At 32.0% G+C, this 16,110-nt stretch carries 15 protein-coding genes; 5 read left to right on the top strand and 10 right to left on the bottom strand.

What is annotated here, in order from left to right; all coding sequences use genetic code 11:
• Positions 1–21: 21 nt before the first annotated feature.
• The 4 genes from V7P59_RS07120 to V7P59_RS07105 all read right to left on the bottom strand — a co-directional run bounded on the left by V7P59_RS07120 (position 22) and on the right by V7P59_RS07105 (position 4,896).
• Positions 22–2,457, bottom strand: coding sequence for a DUF5686 family protein (locus tag V7P59_RS07120; protein WP_333809464.1), 2,436 nt, complete (start codon positions 2,455–2,457; stop codon positions 22–24).
• A 205-nt stretch (positions 2,458–2,662) separates the two neighbouring features.
• On the bottom strand, positions 2,663–3,226 hold the full coding sequence (frr, locus tag V7P59_RS07115; protein WP_333809463.1) for a ribosome recycling factor: 564 nt from the start codon (positions 3,224–3,226) through the stop codon (positions 2,663–2,665).
• 44 nt (positions 3,227–3,270) lie between these two features.
• Entirely contained in the window at positions 3,271–3,978 is a 708-nt protein-coding gene (gene pyrH / locus V7P59_RS07110; RefSeq protein WP_333809462.1) for a UMP kinase, read from the bottom strand.
• A gap of 138 nt (positions 3,979–4,116) precedes the next feature.
• A complete protein-coding gene (locus tag V7P59_RS07105; protein WP_333809461.1) occupies positions 4,117–4,896 on the bottom strand; it encodes a patatin-like phospholipase family protein in 780 nt (259 codons plus the stop codon).
• A 64-nt stretch (positions 4,897–4,960) separates the two neighbouring features.
• On the opposite strand from V7P59_RS07105, the gene V7P59_RS07100 reads away from it, so the two are divergent.
• Positions 4,961–5,566: a thioredoxin family protein gene (locus V7P59_RS07100; RefSeq protein WP_333809460.1), complete on the top strand. Its 606-nt coding sequence runs from the start codon at positions 4,961–4,963 to the stop codon at positions 5,564–5,566.
• A gap of 76 nt (positions 5,567–5,642) precedes the next feature.
• Here V7P59_RS07100 and V7P59_RS07095 read toward each other — a convergent pair whose 3' ends face one another.
• The 5 genes from V7P59_RS07095 to V7P59_RS07075 are packed head-to-tail and all read right to left on the bottom strand — an operon-like array spanning position 5,643 to position 8,934.
• Positions 5,643–6,263: a YiiX/YebB-like N1pC/P60 family cysteine hydrolase gene (locus tag V7P59_RS07095; RefSeq protein WP_333809459.1), complete on the bottom strand. Its 621-nt coding sequence runs from the start codon at positions 6,261–6,263 to the stop codon at positions 5,643–5,645.
• Positions 6,253–6,951, bottom strand: coding sequence for a tRNA pseudouridine(55) synthase TruB (truB, locus tag V7P59_RS07090; RefSeq protein WP_333809458.1), 699 nt, complete (start codon positions 6,949–6,951; stop codon positions 6,253–6,255). Before truB ends, V7P59_RS07095 begins: the two co-directional genes overlap by 11 nt.
• On the bottom strand, positions 6,951–7,760 hold the full coding sequence (locus tag V7P59_RS07085) for an undecaprenyl-diphosphate phosphatase (protein ID WP_333809457.1): 810 nt from the start codon (positions 7,758–7,760) through the stop codon (positions 6,951–6,953). Before V7P59_RS07085 ends, truB begins: the two co-directional genes overlap by 1 nt.
• A gap of 10 nt (positions 7,761–7,770) precedes the next feature.
• On the bottom strand, positions 7,771–8,010 hold the full coding sequence (locus V7P59_RS07080; protein WP_333809456.1) for a DUF3098 domain-containing protein: 240 nt from the start codon (positions 8,008–8,010) through the stop codon (positions 7,771–7,773).
• Between the two features lie 48 nt (positions 8,011–8,058).
• Positions 8,059–8,934: a cell division protein FtsX gene (locus V7P59_RS07075; protein ID WP_333809455.1), complete on the bottom strand. Its 876-nt coding sequence runs from the start codon at positions 8,932–8,934 to the stop codon at positions 8,059–8,061.
• 117 nt (positions 8,935–9,051) lie between these two features.
• Here V7P59_RS07075 and V7P59_RS07070 point away from each other — a divergent pair, with 117 nt between their 5' ends.
• From V7P59_RS07070 to V7P59_RS07055, 4 genes are all read left to right on the top strand, one after another.
• Complete coding sequence (locus tag V7P59_RS07070) at positions 9,052–10,725, top strand: WG repeat-containing protein (protein WP_333809454.1); 1,674 nt, start codon at positions 9,052–9,054, stop codon at positions 10,723–10,725.
• A 152-nt stretch (positions 10,726–10,877) separates the two neighbouring features.
• Positions 10,878–13,871 (top strand): leucine--tRNA ligase, encoded by a 2,994-nt coding sequence (locus V7P59_RS07065; RefSeq protein WP_333809453.1) that lies wholly within the window; start codon positions 10,878–10,880, stop codon positions 13,869–13,871.
• Positions 13,872–13,874: 3 nt separating this feature from the next.
• A complete protein-coding gene (locus tag V7P59_RS07060) occupies positions 13,875–14,669 on the top strand; it encodes a hypothetical protein (RefSeq protein WP_333809452.1) in 795 nt (264 codons plus the stop codon).
• A 145-nt stretch (positions 14,670–14,814) separates the two neighbouring features.
• Positions 14,815–15,510 (top strand): zinc metallopeptidase, encoded by a 696-nt coding sequence (locus V7P59_RS07055; protein ID WP_333809450.1) that lies wholly within the window; start codon positions 14,815–14,817, stop codon positions 15,508–15,510.
• 83 nt (positions 15,511–15,593) lie between these two features.
• Here V7P59_RS07055 and V7P59_RS07050 read toward each other — a convergent pair whose 3' ends face one another.
• A complete protein-coding gene (locus tag V7P59_RS07050; protein WP_333809449.1) occupies positions 15,594–16,064 on the bottom strand; it encodes an Lrp/AsnC family transcriptional regulator in 471 nt (156 codons plus the stop codon).
• Positions 16,065–16,110: the final 46 nt, after the last annotated feature.

Below are 16,110 nucleotides of genomic sequence, written 5' to 3'. Positions count from 1 at the left end.
AGCGTAATTTTTAAGTTAAAATTAAAATCCTAAGTCTAAATGATAAGAAATTTTTATGGCAATGTTATCATCAAAGTTTGGCAATTGGTTAGGCCCGTATCTGTAAAATGCAACTAAACCAAAACCTTTGAAAATTTTATTACATTCTACTCCGCTCTCAATGAAACCATCTTCAAGGGTTTTATAGGCAATTCCTAAATGCTGATTGTTCTTGTTGTTATAACCCACAGCCATTCTTGTAACAACAGTAAATTCAGGGTTAATTTTGTATCCCAATCGAACTTTATTAAAAGTGTGTTTTAATTGTAATGAAGTAAATTTGTTGGAGAAAAACTCATTAAAATACATGGTTTCAAAACTGTTTTTACCCGCAAACGTGATACGTTGAAGAACAGCATCTCTGTTTAAGTTGTTTGGTACAATACTGTATAAGTGTGTAATAGGAACATCGCCAAAGGCAATTCCGGTTTGTAATAATACTGAGCTTTTTTGACCCGATAAATAAGGCAATTCGTAATAGGTTTTGAAATCAAGTTTCGAAAATGCAAAATCGTTTCCAAGAATATTTGGGAGTGTTTGTGTATATTGAATTGAGAATTTTGGATGTCTTTTTTCGTATTCAATTTTACCAATCGGAGTTTGCATGTAATTACTAAATGGATTCCATTGGAATGCTAGTTGAACTGCAGTAATGGTATAGTTGGTGTATAATTTGTCATCATTCACAAAGGTATAATCAAATAAAGGTTGAATTTGATTGTGGGAGATACCAAAGTAACTTGACGTTTTAGGTAAAAATTTACTTTCAATATAAGCAGCGCTCATTTTGTTATTATAAAAAGTAGAAATGTTGATGGGTCGAGGATCATAAATTTTAAATCGGCGTGAATCCGTTACAAAATTGGTTTGAGCAATTTCGTAAATATCTTCAGAGTAAGAACCGCTTACCCATGTTTCAGAATGCTTGTCAAGTAAGTAGGATGGCGTTATGCCAAATTTGAATTCATCATCTTTTAAACCATATGCACCGTAAAAAGCTATTTTATATTTACCTGATAATTTTGAATTAGTTACAGCGCCTAAACCCAATCGGAATCCTTCAAAATTATTATATTTTACAATGCTTCTTAAATCGATATCAAAGATGGATACAGGAAAGTAACCATTTATGATTTTTCTACCCAAAAAAACTTTATGCTCAATTTTTTCAGAGAGCGATAAACTATCAATTGAAGTATAAGTGCGAAGCTTTCTTTTATCTATAGAATCTTTTTTAAAGGTATTCCAATATTCATTTTCTCTTTTTAAGCTTATTTCTGGCACTTCAATTTTTACTCTTGGTTTTGAAATTGCTACGGTTTTATTAATTTCAATATCAAATGGTGTCAATTCAATGATTACATATGCTTGATCTGTAGCATTTTTGCTTTCTAATTCTTCTAAATCAGAACTAAATTTAATGGTTCCGCCCAAGATTTTAATATCTTCATGGTTATTGCCTTTAGAAACTCGGAATTTTCGATTTTTTGGAAACCAAATATCAAATTCTTTTTTATAATCAAAAGTGTAAGTAGCATTGATATTCACTACGCCATAAATTCTAAAATACGCTTTAGAAATAGCGAAGTTGATAGTGTCGATATATAACAAACCACGTAATCGATTTGTGTTTAGTTTTTTTGGTTCAAAATAGATGCGATAAGCAGTTCTTCCGTCAATTTTTACCGTATCAATTAACTTATAGTTGTAAAGTCTGCGACCAAAATTAGAAATTGGATTTTGTACCGGAATTTCTAAAATTTCAAAAGGATTTTCATAAACCGAGTAGGAAATTAATTTCAATCCCAAGTATTCATATATTGGTTTTTCAAAGCCCGCCATTCGGGTAGCAAGTATGGTTTCTTTGCTTTGTTTTTGGTTATATTGAATTAAATTAACTTTTTCCGTCTGATATAAATGTTGCTTTTCTGAGAATTTTTTGAACTTGTAGTTCGTAGAATCTAATTTCATTAATGGTTTTCTCAGTAATCTTTTCTTGTAAATCGTATCAATTTTAGAAGAAATACTATCTGGGTTTGCCGTTATTTGAACGTATTCATAGTTTTTATATTGAAAACTCGATAAACCTTTTTCAGGATCGTTTGACTTTCGGTTTTCAATTACTTTTTTGATGATATTATTGACTTCAATGTCGGTGTAAATTTCGGCTTTCTTTTCGTTTAAGTCGTTTACTAGTTTTATGGTAATAGTAACAACTTTTGGCTCAGGATAGGTTATTTTTTCATAATATCCTTTAAAGTTAACTTTTATAGGAAGTTTGTAATCTTTTATTTCGATTGTGAATTTTCCTTCCCAATCGGCATTGAATTTTGTATTGTTGTATGTAATAGCAGCAAAAGCGATTGGCACTTTTGAATCAAAGTCAATAACTTGTCCTTTAATTTTGGTTTGTGCCACAAAACTATTGGTTATAAAGAAGCACAAAAAAAGCCAAAAATATTTCATGTAAGTAATTTCAAGTATTTCTACAAATATATTGTTTTTTTAGTTCAATAATACGTTGTTTAACCTTGCATCTGTTGTAAAATAAAAAACTCCCAATTTTACATTGAGAGTTTAGATTATATTATAGCAGTTCTGTTGAAATTAGATTTTTGCAAAATTATACTTTCATGATTTCTGCTTCTTTCACCGCAAATAAATCATCAATTTTTTTGATGAAAGCATCCGTTAATTTCTGAACATCTTCTTCTGCTTTTTTGCAGATGTCCTCAGCAGTACCATTTTTTTCTTCTTTTTTGATATCGGTGTTTGCATCTTTTCTGTGATTTCTGATACCAATTTTTGCTTCTTCTGCCTCGTGTTTCGCTTGTTTTACTAAGTCGCGTCTTCTTTCTTCCGTTAAAGCAGGAATGTTAATGATGATGTTTTCACCATTATTCATTGGGTTTAACCCTAAATTAGCAATCATAATTGCTTTTTCAATTGGACCCAACATGTTTTTTTCCCAAGGTGTAACTGTCAACGTTCTTGCGTCAGGAGCATTGATATTAGCCACTTGAGAAATAGGTGTTTGAGAACCATAATAATCCACAAAAACACCACCTAACATTTGCGGTGAAGCTTTTCCAGCTCTAATATTTAAGAATTCTTTTTCTAAATGAGCAATAGAACCATTCATGGCTTCTTTTGCACTGTCTAAAATAAAGTTAATCTCTTCTGTCATATCTTTAAATTTTTACTTCGTACTTCTAATTTTGTACTTTGTGCTTATATTGTTACAGTTGTTCCTATTGTTTCACCTTCGCAAACTTTTAATAAGTTACCATCTTTATTCATATCAAATACAATAATAGGTAATTTATTTTCTTGACTTAGTGTGAAAGCTGTCGTATCCATTACATTTAACCCTTTTGCTAATACATCTTCAAACGAAATATAATCAAATTTCACCGCATCTGGATTTTTTTCTGGGTCAGCATTGTAAACACCATCTACGCGAGTTCCTTTTAAAATTACATCAGCTCCCACTTCAATTCCTCTTAAAACAGCAGCGGTATCCGTTGTAAAATATGGATTTCCTGTTCCAGCTCCAAAAATTACAATTCTTCCTTTTTCTAAATGACGTGTAGCTCTTCTTTTAATATATGGTTCAGCAATAGCTTCAATTTTTAATGCAGTTTGTAAGCGCGTTTGCATACCTGCTTCTTCTAAAGCCCCTTGTAAAGCCATTCCGTTGATTACTGTGGCTAACATTCCCATGTAATCTCCTTGCACTCTGTCCATACCATTACTAGCACCAGCAACTCCTCTAAAAATATTTCCACCGCCAATTACAATGGCAATTTCAATTCCTTTATCGTGAATTTGTTTGATTTCTTGAGCGTATTCTGCAAGACGTTTGGGATCAATACCATATTGTCTGTCGCCCATTAAAGCTTCACCGCTTAATTTTAGAAGAATTCTTTTATATTTCATTAGTTGAATCGTTTATCTGAAAACAGATTTAGTTTTACTTTTGTTCTTGAATTTGAAATTGTCCCGAAGCTTCGGGATTGAACTTTAATGGTGCAAATATAGTTAAATCGGTTTTTTCTAAAAAAAATGTTGGAACAATTATAAATTTAATTCTTGAAATGATTTTTTTGCGGCATTATATCCAATTTCAAAAATAGTATCCATCTTTGTTTTTCGGGTTTCAAATGTGCTATAATTTGTTAATTCTTTAGGCTCTATAACCCAATCACACAAATTGAATTTTTGATAATTAAAGTTGGCATATAACAAATCAAATGCTCTACTTGTAACCGCTTTTATTGATTTCAAATCTTTTGATTCAATGTTTTGAATTGGACTCACATAAACACCAATCAAATAATCGCACCTTCCTTGTAAAATATCTGTTGGAAAATGATTTAAAATACCGCCATCGCTATACAATTTCTTATTGATTTCGTAAGGCGATAACATTCCAGGAAATGATGAAGAAGCTAAAACTGCATCAATAAGTTTTGTTTCAGTATTAAAAATTTTGAGTTTTCCTTTAACTAAATCTGTAGCGGTGATGTAAGTAGGAATTTTTAAATCGCCAATAGTTGTTTCTCCCAATATATCTGCAAAATAACTTTTAAAGGATTCCGAATCAATCAATCCCGCTTTTTTGAAGGTGAAGTGTTTCCAGTGAAAAAAGTAAATTGACTTAAAGAATTCTAGAATTTCTTCGGGCGTTTTTCCAAAAGCAAATAATCCTCCAACAATAGCGCCTGCACTAGTTCCGGCAATACAAGAAGGTTGTATGCCTTGTTCTGTTAAAAATTGCAAAACTCCAGCATGAGCAATTCCTTTAGAACCGCCACCCGATAAAACAATTCCAGTAGATTTTGATGCTATTTTCATGTGTAACATTTCTTACAGATAATTATCAAAATTAGAATTAAATTTGCCAAATAAAGTTAAGAAGATGATAAATACTATAAAACAAGCATTAGAAAACAGCTTTTCGTATGCTGATTACCGAAAAAAAGTAACAAGTTTAATTGCTGAAGGGAAGTCTACTGGTCATACTCAAACAGAAGATTTATTGAAATATTCTGAATTAAATGAAACAAGAATGAATCGGTTGGAGAAAACTATTGAAATAACCCCAGAAACAAAAAATAAACTTGAAAACCTAGACAAAAAGTACATTTGGTTAGTATTAAGCGAAGGTTGGTGTGGCGATGCGGCTCAAATAGTTCCAGTGATACATAAAATGGCTGAAGTATCAGATAAAGTAGAATTAAAAATTGCTTTGCGCGATGATAACGATGCTTTAATGCAATATTTTTTAACGAATGGCGGAAAAGCAATTCCTAAATTAATCATTTTAGATGCGGAAAGTTTAGAAGTTATTGCAGATTGGGGACCAAGACCAGCAGGAGCTAAACAATTGATTTTAGATTACAAAGCTGCCCATGGAGTAGTTGATGAACCAGCCAAAATTGAATTGCAAAAATGGTATTTACACGATAAAGGAATTTCTATTCAGAATGAAATCGTGGAAATGCATGAGCAAGTTTTGAGTTAATTTTTTTTGGAACACAGATTAAAGAAATTTTAAAAATTATCTTATTTCCATAATCTGTGTTCCTGAAAATAAAAATTTATTTTACTGTTCCAATAATTTTTAATTTATCAGAAGTGGAAATTCCACCAGGGTTACAACCTAGTTGACCTTCTGGGATTTCCATTTTTAGTTTTTGGTAATAATCTGCCCAAACTTCAAAGAATTCGTTCGATTTGGGTGATTTAAAAGTCATTGGAAATAAATCAAACAATGGTTTTTTGTACGAATGCAAAAAAGCATCATATATCAATTCCGAACAGTAATATTTTCCATTGTCGTATAAATATTCATCATCATAAGGAACCCCAACTTGCTGCAACGAAAACAAAATGGCTTCTGGAATGTATTTGCGGAATTTTCTTTTTAATCTTCCTACATACATTTCTTCTTTTGTGTAAGTTTTGAAGATTTCGTAGGGTGTTACTTTTACCGCTTTTCCAGCAGCTTCAATTACAAAAATCGAATCGTTTTTGATGTAAACCATTCCTAAATGGCTAAAATCTTTTCCTTGATAACCTTCGGTAACTTCGTTTATAGCTTCGCAAAGTGGCCCGCAATTCATGGATTGAAACAATAAATCACCTGTTTTTAGTTTTACATTTTGTGAAAAACTAAAAAAAGAAATTAGAAGGAATAAATTGGAAAGTTTAATTTTCATTGTTTATTTCTTTTTCAAAAACTTCAGGTGTAACAGCATCTTCTACATTATAATTACCAATTTTCGTTCTTCGAAGTGCTGTTAAATGCCCTCCTGATTGTAAGGCTAAACCAAAATCATAAGCTAACGAACGAATGTAAGTGCCTTTACTACATTTGACTCTAAAATCGATTTCTGGTAATTGAACTCGGGTGATTTCAAATTCGTAAATTGTAGTTTTTCTCGATTGAATTTCGACTTCTTCACCTGCGCGTGCGTGTTCGTATAAACGTTTTCCATCTTTTTTAATAGCCGAAAAAACGGGTGGTTTTTGATCGATTTCCCCTAAAAACTGTTTTGTAGTTTCTAAAATCAAATCTTCAGTAATATGTTCGGTTGGGAAAGTGGCGTCGATTTCGGTTTCTAAATCATATGATGGAGTAGTGGCTCCTACAAAAATAGTTCCTGTATATTCTTTTTCTTGTGCTTGAATTTCGGTTATTTTCTTTGTGAATTTTCCCGTACAAATAATCAATAAACCTGAAGCTAAAGGATCTAGTGTGCCAGCGTGACCAATTTTGAATTTCTTAGGTAAATCGTATTGACGCTTTAAAATATATTTCAATTTATTCACCGCTTGAAACGATGACCAAGTTAATGGTTTGTCAATTAAAAGTACTTTTCCAGCTAAAAATTCTTCGGCACTCATTATTTGTATAAATTAAAGTACGCTAATAATAGAATTCCAGCTACAATTCTATACCAACCCCACGGTTTGAAACCGTATTTTTTGATGATTTCAATAAAAAACTTGATAGCTAAAACCGCTACAATAAAAGCCACAACATTTCCGACGATAAACATTTTTGTGTTTTCGGGTGTTTTTAAAATCAATTCGTACCCTTTTAAACCACTTGCTTCATATGATTTTAAAAAGATAGAATAACACGTAACAGCTAGCATAGTTGGTACTGCTAAAAAGAATGAAAATTCGGCCGCAGCTTGTCGGGTTAGTCCTTGTTGCATACCGCCAATAATACTTGCTGCACTTCGGCTCGTGCCTGGCATCATGGCTAAACATTGCCAAAAACCAATAGTTACCGCTTTTTTTATGGTAATATCTTCTTCTTTAAAAATAGTAGGATTCTTAAAAAATCTATCAACAAATAATAAAATGATTCCACCAATGATAAGTACAATTGCAATTGGTGTTGGGTGTTCTAAAACCGCTTCAATTTTATCGTCAAATAACTTTCCTAAGATTAAGGCTGGAATAACGGCAAAAGCTAATTTAATAAAGAATTGAAGTTTAGAGAAATCGAAAAACTTCTTCCAATACAAAACTACAACTGCTAAAATAGCCCCAAATTGAATAGAAACTTGAAACAGTTTGGTGAATTCTTCTTTTTCAATTCCAAAATAAGAACTCGTAAAAATCATGTGTCCCGTTGAAGAAACGGGTAAATATTCTGTTAAACCTTCAATGATAGCAATAATTATAGCTTGAAAAATATCCATAAAGTCTGTCTTACTTCTTCGGATTTTTTAAAATCGAATAAATCGTAATTCCGAATCCAATTAAAACTACCGTTGGAGCTAAACGAATTCTTCTGAAACTAAATAATTCTTCACTATTGAAAACGTTAGGATCTTCGCTTCCGCCACCACTCATTAGGATAAATCCAAGTGCAATCACAGCTAATCCCACTAAAAGAATTTTATAATTTACTTTGTCAAAAAGAAATTCGGGTTTGTTATTATTTTCCATTTTTATATTTTTTAAATTCACTGAACACCTTTTACGGAACACTGAATACTAATAAAGATCGTCTGTTTTTAAATTCAAGAAACGTTGTGTGGCAAAGAATGTACTAATCCAAGTAATTAGAATTCCAACTCCTAAAACACCTGTAATTACAATTCCAAGCGAAACATAGTCTTTTGCAATGCCTAAACTTGGGAATAAGCCATCTACATAAATAGCCAAAGCAATTATTCCGATAATAGCTAATCCAGAACCAATTAATCCTAATTTAATACTTCTCCAAATAAAAGGTTTTCTGATGAACGATTTTGTAGCGCCTACCATTTGCATGGTTTTAATAGTGAATCGGTGGGAGTAAATCGATAATCGCATAGAACTGTTGATTAATAACATCGCTACAACCGTTAAAATTCCACTGATGATTAAAATCCAAAAAGTAATTTTAGTAACGTTTTCGTTTACCATATCTACTAATTCTTTATCGTAGATAATCTCGGTAACCATTTCGTTTTTACGAATATTACGTTCTATTTTCTTAATGCTATCGGCATTAACGTAATCGCCTTTCAAGTGAATATCAAAAGAGTTTTGAAGCGGATTGAAGCCTAAAAACTCCATAAAATCTTTTCCTACGATATCTACATTGTTTTTAGCGGCACTGTCTTTATGAACAAATGCGTATTCTTTTATGAATTTTGCATTTTTCATTTCGGTATCAAAATTACTAATGATTGAATCGTTAGCGTCATTATCAAAGAAAACGGTCATAGGAATGTTTTCTTTAAAATCGTTGGTTATCTTTTTAGAATTAATTACAAAAAGTCCTAATGCTCCTAAAAGGAACAATACTAAAAAGATACTCAATACTACCGAAAAGTAGGATGAAATCAAACGTCGTTTGTTGTAATTTTCAAAAGATGATGCCATATAAATCTATTTAAGCCGTAAAAATAGTAAAGAAATTTTGTTTACATAGAATATAACAACAAAGTTTTAACTTTAGTATTTATAATCAGTAAATTTGAGACTTAAAAAATGATATAAATGACTTTACAAAATAAGATTTTAGTGCTTTCTTTCTTTTTTACATTAACAACATTGGCACAAGGAAAAATATTTCCTTATAGGGAAGGAAGTTCATGGGGATTGTGTGATGAAAATGCAAAAGTTTTAGTAGCTCCAAAATATGAAGCAATAAAGAATATTAGTGGTAAATCATATGATTTTTTTGAGGCAGTATTGGGTAAAAATGTTGGAGTTTATTTGGGTTCGAAAAATATTATTCCTATAGAATTTCAAGATTTAAGATATATTTCGCACAATTTAATAGTGGCTGTAAAGAAAGATTCTTTAAAAAAAGAAACACATTATTTATACAATACATACGGAGAATTCTTAATTGACCAACCACTTTCTTTTTTAAAAGGAATTAAAGGTAATGACAAACGTTATGATAATAGTTTTATTATTGGATTTTACATCAGGAATTTAGAAGGAAAAGAATCATTAGTAAATATAGATCATTATAATAACAATAAGTTAATTTACATTATAAAAGATGTTTTTTCAATAGAGTTAGACAATAAAAAATCAAAAGAAGAACTAGCAATTGCTTATGTAAAACAAACGGCAACAAGTGCGGTTGAAACTAAATATTTTAGAGTAGATGGAAGTCAAATCATTCTTTTAGATGAGAAAAAAGATAGTCAGTATATTTTAGATAATTCGGGTAAGAAGAAAAATAGATACGATGATTATGATACTAGTATTGTAGTTCCCAATATAGATAGTGAAATGGCTGTTGAAGAACCTAGAGCTTTTTCGAAAACTGGCTCAGGAAGTGGAGATGGGCCAGGAAGAGGGAATACTACGAGAAAAACGCCAAAAGGAACTTCTTACTACAAATATGTTTTAAAAGAAAACCAAATAGAAGTTGAGGTTTCAAACAATGTCAAAAAAAATGTAAAGCTTATAAAGTTTCCAATTAAAGCAGATAAAATAGAAATTTTTAAATCAAAAGGCCTTATAGTAGACGAAAAATCATTTTCTGATTCCACACAATCTTACTTTAATTATATTATTTACCAAAAGAAAAATAAATACGGTTTAGTCTATCAATTTCCATTTCAGAAAAGTATGGAATATGATTTCTTAGAACCTATGAAGTCTGAAAAAAAATTTAATTATAGTTTAAAAAATTATTTCAAAGTTGGAATTATAGACAAGAAGACCAAAACGATGAAATATGGCGTTATTGATACTAAACACAATGTTGTTTTACCATTTGAATATGAAGAAATAAAAGTCGGATATACCATAACTCCTATGGTAAAGGAACAAGTTTTTTTGGTAAAGAAAAACAATTTGTACGGATTAATTTCGGAAAAATTATTGGGAACAAATGCTGATGCAAAAGAAATAAAATTACCGATTGAGTTTGATAGCATCGAATTCAATTCAGAAAATCAAAGTTTCTTGAGAGTTAAAAAAGGGAACCAACATTCGGCTTACATCAGTTATTACAGTAATTCTGATTATGTTCTAACATTGTTACCTTCTTACTATCCTTATTTAGTTAAAGAAATTAGATATGCCATCGGAAGCGGAAAAAAAGGAATTTCATTGTTAGAATCTATAGATTATGTAGCTCTAGAAGACGAAAAAGGAAACTTCAAAGGTTACGCCAATCCAAACGGAATACTATATTTTAAAGATTAGTTTTATAAAAGTTTTATAAAATGTATTTTTGCACCGAAATTTTAGTTTCAAGGTCCAAGTTTAATAGAACTTTTTAACCTGAAACTTGAAACAATAACAAATGACTTGAGCTTGCGAAAGCATGAGACCTTAATAAAGAATAAAAACGTCGAATGAAATATTTCCATAACGAAATCGAAGCCAAATGGCAACAATATTGGGCAGAAAACCAAACTTTTGCCGCAAAAAACAATTCAGATAAACCTAAGTATTATGTATTAGATATGTTTCCGTATCCTTCTGGAGCTGGGTTACACGTAGGACATCCGCTAGGTTACATTGCTTCTGATATTGTGGCACGTTATAAAAGACATCAAGGATTTAATGTGTTGCATCCACAAGGTTACGATTCTTTTGGTTTGCCAGCGGAACAATATGCGATTCAAACGGGGCAACATCCAGAAAAAACAACTCGTGAAAACATTGCACGTTACCGTGAACAATTGGATAAAATCGGATTTTCGTTTGATTGGAGTCGTGAAGTGCGTACCTCAAATCCTGATTATTACAAACATACACAGTGGATTTTCATTCAATTATTCGAATCTTGGTACAATAAAACTACGGATAAAGCAGAAAGTATTTGTACGTTAATTCAAGAATTTGAGAAAAACGGAAATGCGAATGTAAATGCCGTTTGTGACGATAATATTGTGTCATTTTCAGCAGCAGAATGGAACTCATTTTCATCAAAACAACAACAAAAAATCTTATTACAATATAGATTAACTTATTTAGCCGAAACTGAAGTTAACTGGTGTCCAGCATTAGGAACCGTTTTAGCGAATGACGAAATTGTAAACGGTGTTTCAGAACGTGGCGGACATCCTGTAATTCGTAAAAAAATGACACAATGGTCAATGCGAATTTCAGCTTATGCCGAGCGTTTACTCCAAGGTTTAGAAACTATCGATTGGAGTGAATCTATCAAAGAATCACAAAGAAACTGGATTGGAAAATCAGTTGGTGCTGCTGTGACTTTCAATGTAAAAAATCATGATGCAGTAATCGAAGTATTTACAACGCGTCCTGATACCATTTTCGGAGTAACGTTTATGACGTTAGCACCCGAGCACGAATTGGTTGCTACAATCACAACTCCAGAACAAAAAGCAGCGGTGGATGCTTACATTGAAGCTACTGCAAAACGTTCGGAAAGAGAAAGAATGGCAGATGTTAAAACCATTTCAGGAGTTTTCACGGGAGCGTATGCCGAACATCCTTTTACGAAAGAACCAATTCCAGTTTGGATTGGCGATTATGTGTTAGCAGGTTACGGAACTGGAGCTGTTATGGCGGTTCCTTGTGGCGATGAGCGTGATTATGCTTTCGCGAATTTCTTCAAAGGAGTTCACGGTATGCCTGAAATTAAAAACATTTTCAACCAAGATATTTCAGAAGCGGCTTACGGAGAAAAAGGCGGTTTCGAATTAGTAAATTCTGATTTCTTAAACGGATTGGATTACAAAACCGGAACGAAAAAAGTAATCGAAGAATTAGAAAAAATTGGAGCAGGAAAAGCAAAAGTAAATTACCGTTTACGTGATGCTGTTTTCTCTCGCCAACGCTATTGGGGTGAACCTTTTCCAGTATATTATGTGAACGGTTTACCACAAATGATTGATAAAAAACATTTACCAATCGTACTTCCAGAAGTTGAGAAATATTTACCAACAGAAGACGGCCAACCACCATTAGGTAACGCAACGGTGTGGGCTTGGGATACTGAGAAAAATGAGGTGGTAAGCAATGATTTGATTGATAACGTAAAAGTTTTTCCATTAGAATTGAATACCATGCCAGGTTGGGCAGGTTCTTCTTGGTATTGGATGCGTTATATGGATTCTCAAAATGAAAGTGATTTTGCTAGCGAAGACGCATTAAAATATTGGGAAAGCGTAGATTTATACATAGGAGGAAGCGAGCACGCAACTGGACATTTATTGTATTCTCGTTTTTGGAACAAATTCTTAAAAGATAGAGGTTTCGCTCCAACAGAAGAACCATTCAAGAAATTGATCAATCAAGGAATGATTTTGGGAATGAGTGCTTTTGTTTACATTATGTATCAACATGTTCAAATTGTTGACACAAGTGAATTAGTTAAATCATTAAAAGTAAAAAAGAAAACTTATTTATTATCAAAAAAGATATATGGTGATTTAATTAATAAAATTAACAACTCAGAAATTGAGAGAATTAAAGAGGAAATTTTAAATGAGTATATAAAAATTGGAGTTAAAAGTGCTGTTTGGTTTGATGCAGAACCATTGGCTTTGCCTATTCATGTTGATTTGTCTTGTATCAATGACATCACCAACGAATTAGACATCGAAAAATTCAAAGCCCATCCATTATATTCAGATTATAAAGATGCGGAATTCATTTTAGAAGATGGTAAATACATTGTAGGTCGCGAAGTTGAAAAAATGTCAAAATCAAAATACAACGTAGTCAATCCAGATGATATTTGTAACGAATATGGTGCCGATACGTTGCGTTTGTACGAAATGTTTTTAGGGCCGTTAGAGCAAGCCAAACCTTGGAATACGGCTGGAATTACTGGAGTTTACGGCTTCTTGAAAAAATTATGGCGTTTGTATTTTGATGACAACGGTTTAAACATCACCAATGACGAACCAACAGCGGAAATGTACAAATCACTACATAAAACCATCAAAAAAGTTACTGAAGATATCGAGAATTTCTCTTTCAATACATCGGTTTCACAATTTATGATTTGTGTGAATGAGTTGGCGCAACAAAAATGCCATCACCGTGCGATTTTAGAACCGTTAGCAATTTTAGTTTCTCCTTATGCACCTCATATTGCGGAAGAATTATGGAGCGCTTTAGGTCACGAAGGTTCAATTGCAACTGTTGCTTTTCCAAAATTTGAAGAAAAATATTTAGTAGAATCAGAAAAAGAATATCCAGTTTCGTTCAATGGAAAAATGCGTTTCACGATCAAGTTGCCTTTAGATTTAACCGCAGCTCAAATCGAAGAAATCGTAATGGCTGATGAAAGAACACAAAATCAATTACAAGGAAGAACACCAAACAAAGTGATTATCGTTCCAGGTAAGATTATTAATTTGGTGGGATAATTTATGGAAACAATTCAAGAACAAAACAAAACTAAAGGATTAAAATTATATTCTCAAAGAGCTATTAGTATTGCAACTTTTTTAGGCGGCCCATTAGCGGCTGGATATTTGGTAAGAGAGAATTATTTGGAATTAAATAAACCTGATGAAGCTAAAAAAGCATTTATATATGGTTTACTAACTACAGTTGCTGTTTTTGGTTTTATATTCATAATGCCTGAAAGTATTATGGAGAAAGTACCAAATCAAATAATTCCATTAATTTACACAGCAATCATTTATTATGTTGTTGAGCAAACTCAAGGGGAAACATTAAAGTTGCATAAAGAATTAGGAAATGAGTTTTATTCTGGATGGAAAGCGGCTAGAATTGGTTTTGTGTCATTGTTGCTTTTAATTACACTTATTTTTGGTTATTTTTTTCTTTTTGAAAATGAAGGAAATCTTCTTGAGTATGATAAAAAGATGGAACTTTATTCTAAAAACGAAACAGCCTCTTTAGAATTTTATAGTTTCCTTGAAACAGAAAATCAAGAAAAACTTCTTATTAGGCTGAATAGAGATGTAATTCCAAAATGGGTTGAGAACAAGCAAATTATCAAAGAAGTATCAAATTTGGATGGATTGCCAAATGAAATTATTGATAAAAACAAAATACTTTTAAATTATACCGAGTTGAGATTGCAAGCTTTTGAATTATTTAAGAAAGCAATCCAAGAAAACACCGATAATTATAATAATGAATTAGATAAAATTCATGTTCAAATAGAACAAGAATTAAATAAACTAAACGAATAAAATTTCAAAACCCAAACTCAAAAAGTTTGGGTTTTTTGTAACATTTTACATTTTTTACGTATAACTAATAAATTACAATGTCAACTTGTCATTAGAGATAATTTGGCTTAGAATTTGTTTGTAATAAAAAATAAAAAGAAAAGTTATGTTAGGATATTATGTTATGCTTGGAGCAATAGCTCTAGTAAGTTGGATTGTAAGCTCTCGTTTGAAGAGCAAGTTTGAATACTATTCAAAAATTTCTTTACGCAATGGAATGAGCGGTGCAGAAATAGCAGAGAAAATGCTTCACGACCACGGAATTTTTGATGTAAAAGTCATTTCAACACCAGGAAGATTAACGGATCACTACAATCCATTGGATAAAACTGTAAACTTATCAGAAGCAGTTTACAATCAAAGAAATGCAGCTGCGGCTGCAGTTGCGGCTCACGAAGTTGGGCATGCAGTACAACATGCTCATGCTTATAGTTGGTTAACAATGCGTTCTAAAATGGTGCCGATAGTGAATATTTCGTCAAGTATGTCGCAATGGTTAATTATGGGTGGTATTATTTTAGGTTTAGCTTCAAAATCTCCTATTGGTTTTTATGTAGCGGTTGCTGGTTTAATTTTAATGGCAATTGCAACATCATTCAGTTTTATTACACTTCCAGTAGAGTACGATGCAAGTAACAGAGCTTTAGCTTGGTTAAAAAATAAAAACATGGTAAGCCAGCAAGAGTATGCAGGTGCCGAAGATTCATTAAAATGGGCAGCAAGAACGTATGTAGTTGCCGCTTTAGGAGCTTTAGCGTCTTTATTATATTGGGCTTTCCAGATTTTAGGTTCGAGAGAGTAATTAGTTTGCTAGATATTATATTTTAAAACCCAAATTCGTTTAGAGTTTGGGTTTTTATTTGTTCTTGATTTTTAAATTTGAAATTACAATTGTATTTGTCTTTCAATTTGTTGTTCTAAAGAAATGTAGGTTTCTGTTCTCGAAACCCCATCAATAGGTTGGATTTTCTTGTTGAGTAATTGCATCAAATGTTCGTTATCGCGACAAATGATTTTTATTAAAATACTCCAATTTCCAGTAGTATAATGACATTCCAAAACTTCTGGAATCTTCTTCAATTCTTTCACCACTTCTGGATTACTTGATGCTTTTTCTAGATATATCCCGATAAAAGCCATCGTGCTATAACCCAAAACTTTCGTATCCACAATAAATTTTGAACCCGAAATCACTCCAGCTTGTTCTAGTTTTCTTAGTCGTTGATGAATCGCAGCGCCCGAAATCCCAATTTTATTCGCAATCTGTAAAATAGGTTTACGCGCATCTTCCATCAAATCACGAAGAATTTCTTTGTCAATTCCATCGATTTCAATTTGTAATTGATTTATTTTCATATGGTGTGAATTTGAAAGTAAAAATACAAAATTGATTTCAAAAGGA

The sequence above is a fragment of the Flavobacterium sp. genome (assembly GCF_036782315.1).
In the GTDB taxonomy this organism is placed as follows: domain Bacteria; phylum Bacteroidota; class Bacteroidia; order Flavobacteriales; family Flavobacteriaceae; genus Flavobacterium.
The sequence above is the reverse complement of the archived record's forward strand: the minus strand, read 5'-3'. Positions and strand labels throughout refer to the sequence as shown.